General features: G+C 62.5%; 4 protein-coding genes. 1 reads left to right on the plus strand and 3 read right to left on the minus strand.

All coding sequences use genetic code 11. From position 1 onward, the window contains the following. From VMR39_RS09845 to VMR39_RS09855, 3 genes are all read right to left on the minus strand, one after another. Positions 1–885: TonB-dependent receptor (locus tag VMR39_RS09845; RefSeq protein ID WP_325415782.1), on the minus strand; the 885-nt coding region annotated here is incomplete at its 3' end. A gap of 272 nt (positions 886–1157) precedes the next feature. After that, a complete protein-coding gene (locus VMR39_RS09850; RefSeq protein WP_325415784.1) occupies positions 1158–1919 on the minus strand; it encodes a glucose 1-dehydrogenase in 762 nt (253 codons plus the stop codon). 12 nt (positions 1920–1931) lie between these two features. Next, the gene (locus VMR39_RS09855) at positions 1932–3410 is read right to left on the minus strand and encodes a carboxylesterase/lipase family protein (RefSeq protein WP_325415785.1); all 1479 of its coding nucleotides are present in this window, start codon (positions 3408–3410) and stop codon (positions 1932–1934) included. 624 nt (positions 3411–4034) lie between these two features. Here VMR39_RS09855 and VMR39_RS09860 point away from each other — a divergent pair. Beyond that, positions 4035–4229, plus strand: a 195-nt coding sequence (locus tag VMR39_RS09860) for a hypothetical protein (RefSeq protein ID WP_325415786.1), incomplete at its 3' end; no start/stop codon positions are given.

Genomic DNA, 4229 nt, shown 5'->3' on the forward strand with positions numbered 1-4229 from the left:
ATCGACCGGCAGTTCGATCCGGCCGTTGACGCCCTTATATTTGTAGAAGGTCGTGCCGGTCGTGTTGAACTGATTGGTGCGCTGATAGTCGGTCGGGCCGGTGACGCGAGCATAGGGCGTGTTATGCCCCTTTACCCAGTCATAATAGCCGTTCACCGCAACCACCACGTCATTGCCCGGCGTGAAGCGCAGCGTGCCGCTGACCGAGTCCGTGTTGAAGCTGTTGCTGTTGCCTCCGACGACCACATTCTTGATGAAGCCATCCTGCTGGCGGTGCGACGCGCCGATGCGGATGGCGAGCTTGTCCTGAACGATCGGCGCGGACACCGAACCGGACACCAGCCAGCTATCGTCCGGTCCGGCGTAGCTGGCCTGCCCGCGCGCCTCGAAATCATTGCCCGGCTGGCGGGTAATGACGTTGATCGCGCCGCCCAGCGTGTTCTTGCCGTAGAGTGTACCCTGTGGCCCCCGCAGCACCTCGATCCGCTCGACGTCGAGCAGCGGATTGTTGAGATAGGCGGTATTGGGCCGATAGATCCCGTCGATGAACAGGCCGACGCCCGGCTGCACCGTCTGCACCAGCGTCACGCCGACGCCGCGGATCGAGACGAAGGCGCGGCCTGCGCCGTCGCTGCTGATGTTGAGGCCGGGGGTCAGCACGGCGGCTTCACGCACCGAATTGATGTTGCGGCGGGCCAGCGTATCGCCGCTGACGGCGGTCACGGCCACCGGCACGTTCAGCAGCGTTTCCTCGCGCTTGCGGGCGGTGACGACGATCTCGCTGTCATTTACCGCCGAAGCGGCAGGCGCCTGCTGGGCCTGGGCAATGACGGGCATGGATGCGGCGAGTGCGACGCCGGCAAGAAGCAAAGCCTTGTGGTGCATGGTTCCTCTCCTCTCGGCGTCCCCTTCCTCTGTCGGGGAGGATCGCTTCGGGCCTATCTGATAGGTACAGCTTTCAGATAGGTTTGGCGAGAGATATCGACTTTGCCGATCGGCGCAATGCCTGCGCCGATCGGCACGGAATTACATCCGGATAAATTTACAGAATCCATGATATCAAAAATCAACGCGTTTGATTAACACATTGAATATAAGTAATATTATATGCAGGCCTTGGTGAATATGGTCTGGCGATTGTCTATATCGCTGTCCGCTTACCAGCAGCTGTACCCGCCATCGGCCAATACGATGCTGCCGGTCATCAGGCTCGCCGCGTCCGATGCCAGGAAGGCGACGACTGACGCCACTTCCTCCACTTCGCCCAGCCGCGCCATCGGCGTGGAGTCGATCCAGCGGCGGTACATCGCTCCCTCCTTGTCGGCGAACGCGTTCAGCGGCGTCCGAATATAGGTCGGCGCGACCGCGTTCACCCTGACGCCACGATCGGCCCATTCGGCCGCCAGGCTCTTGGTCAGTTGATGCACCGCTGCCTTGGATGCGTTGTAATAGCATTGCCCTTGCGGCCGGTTGACGATGAAACCGCTCATCGACCCGACATTCACGATCGCTCCCTTGCTCGCCGCCAGCATATGCCTGCCAAAGGCGCGGGCGCACCAGAAGGTGCCGTTCAGATTGACGTCGATCACATTGCGCCAGTGCTCGTCCGCCACGTCTTCCGCCGCCGTCTCGCTGCGGGCGATCCCGGCATTGTTCACCAATATGTCGATTGCGCCCAACTGATCTGCGACCTGCGTGACGCGCGCGCTGTCGGTCACGTCCATGACCACGCCCTCGCAACTGAAACCCTTGTCCGCCATCACCGCGGCCGCCGCCTCGATCGCCTCAATCTTGATGTCGGCGATCACCACCGTCGCGCCCATCTCTGCCAGCGCCTCGGCGCTGGCCAGTCCGATCCCGCTTGCCCCGCCGGTCACAAGCGCGCGCCGTCCATCCAGTTTCAAACGTTCCAGATACATGATGTCTGTCCTTCAGGGGAGGAAGGCCGCAGCGGGCAGGGGCGGTTCATGGACCGACGCGCCCTGCGCCAGCTGATAGACCTGCCGGTCCTCACGCGTAAATTCCGGCCATGGCAGGCGCCCATCCTTCGCGAAATCGACCCAGATACCATGCACCCGGTCGGCCAGTTCCTGCGGCGGCGCCTCGCCGCACAATCCCTGCGGCCCGGTCACGCTCGCCAGCGTATCGAACACAAAGGGCAGTTCCATCCCATGGGCTGCACCGAGACCGCCGAAGATCGGCGACTGCCACTCGAACTCATATATGTGCGTCCGCCCGCGATGCTCCTCGGCAAAGCGGCGCGCGGGCCAGCGGAACACCAGATCATGCAGCGCGTCGGTAAAGGCATGGCCGGGCTTCACCCCAGACCTGCCCATGCCATAGGCGCGCAGCACCTTCCGCGCTTGGGGCTGACATTTGTGCAGGGCATAGGTCGCCAGCAGGCGCCCGATCTTCTCCCTGACCCCGGTGGGCACGAAATAGAGGTTCATCTCCTGCGCGTTGGTCCCGATCAGCAAGTCGATCTCCGCCCCCATGCCTTGCTTGAGGGCTTCCAGCGGTTTGACCGGCAGGACATCGTCGCCATGAACCGGAATGAAGCGGCTGATGCCGAACACCGGCTCGCGTCCGTCCCCATCGCGCAGATCCAGTCGGGTCGTCGGCAGGCTGACCTTCTCGACCGCGCCCAGCATATCGCCCGGTTCGACCGATCGGAACCCGGCCTCGTCGGGTGTAATCTTCAACAGCGTCGCCAGCTTCCTGACCAGCCGCTGCGCCACGTCGATATCGCGCGTCATCGCGCCATGGCCGCTTTCCACGATCGCCCGCCGGAACAGTCCCTTGACGAGCGGCGAAGCGGTCAGGTTTGCCACCGACATGCCACCGGCGGACTCGCCGAAGACGGTGACATTGTTCGGATCGCCGCCAAAGGCCGTGATATTGTCCCGTACCCATTTCAGCGCAAAAATCTGGTCGCGCAGCCCCAGATTGGTGGGGATGCCGGGGATGGGCAGGAAACCGTCTACACCCAGTCGGTAATTGATCGATACCAGCAGCGCCCCATCCCGCGCAAAGGCGCTGCCGTCCTGCACCGCTGCATCCTTGCTCCCCAGCACGAAGCCGCCGCCATGGATGAAGACCATCACCGGCAGGCCTGCCTTTGCGCCAGCCGGCTTCCAGATGTTGAGTGTCAGATACTCGTCGCCCGGTTGCCAGCCCGTCCCGACAAGGGGTGCGACATCCAGGCCGGGTATCGCGCGCACTTTCTGCGGTGCGTTGGGACCCGGCGTCAGGGCGTCGCGCACGTCCGTCCACGGTTCGGGCGACTGGGGCAGGGCGAAGCGCCGCGCACCGACCGGCGCCGCCGCATAGGGAATGCCGAGGAAGCGCGTTACCACGCCTTTGGTTTCGCCGCGCATTGCGCCCGAACGGGTCTGGACGATATCCTGCATCCTGCTCCTGCCGTATGTTTGTGGGGAAAGGATAAAGGCGAAGCATTGCATAAGGGAGAAAAACACTGTGCCGTTTGACAGGCAGAACGTGCCGAACGGCTCCGGTCGCTCTGTCGTCTACTGCCAATCGAGCTAGGACGACGATAAGGGATGATCCGCATCCTGTTCAGTCCACAATATAATCTTTTATGACGGCCTTGCCGCGCAGAGGCGCGTGTTGCGCCGCGCCAGCAGCGACGGGCGTGAGAAACTGATCGGTTTGGCAGCATATGTGCGGCACTCAGTTATTGCCGAACAGTTGGCGACTTCGCTGAGTTGACTGCAAGTGGTCCGTTATTATCTGCATAAATGGAGCGGAAATACCAAATAGCCGGCCCGGTGCGGTTGCCAGGTCTTTGGTTATGCTGCCTCCAAAACATCCCACTCAAAAATCCCCACCCAGTCCAGCGAATAGCTTCGTCTCCGCTGAAAATGGATGGTGGCATAGAGCTTATCTCAGGGAATGGGCGATGACATTGCCAGCACAGCATCAGCGCAGCCGGTCGGGGCCCAGCGCCAGCAGAACCTGCTTATGACCTCGGATACCGCAAAGGCGCAGGTCCATCCGGAGAGAGCCTTCATCAGGTGGCGGCCAGTCTCCAGGCCGAAGACAAGGGCCAGCGGTTCACCATCGTCGACAGCGCGAGCCTGCCTATGGAGCCGGTCTTTCCGGATCGACAGAAACTGCTGAGCGGTGGCGCGGCGGCCGCCCTTTTGCGCGCCAATCATCAACCCGGAGATCGGATCGCCATCGCCGGCGGATCGGATGCGCTGGTCGGC

Source organism: Sphingobium sp., from assembly GCF_035511395.1.
In the GTDB taxonomy this organism is placed as follows: domain Bacteria; phylum Pseudomonadota; class Alphaproteobacteria; order Sphingomonadales; family Sphingomonadaceae; genus Sphingobium.

Bases quoted from the DNA above. Each gene is read 5' to 3' on its own strand.
- VMR39_RS09850 (WP_325415784.1), bottom strand. From the start codon at position 1,919: ATGTATCTGGAACGTTTGAAACTGGATGGACGGCGCGCGCTTGTGACC.
- VMR39_RS09855 (WP_325415785.1), bottom strand. From the start codon at position 3,410: ATGCAGGATATCGTCCAGACCCGTTCGGGCGCAATGCGCGGCGAAACC.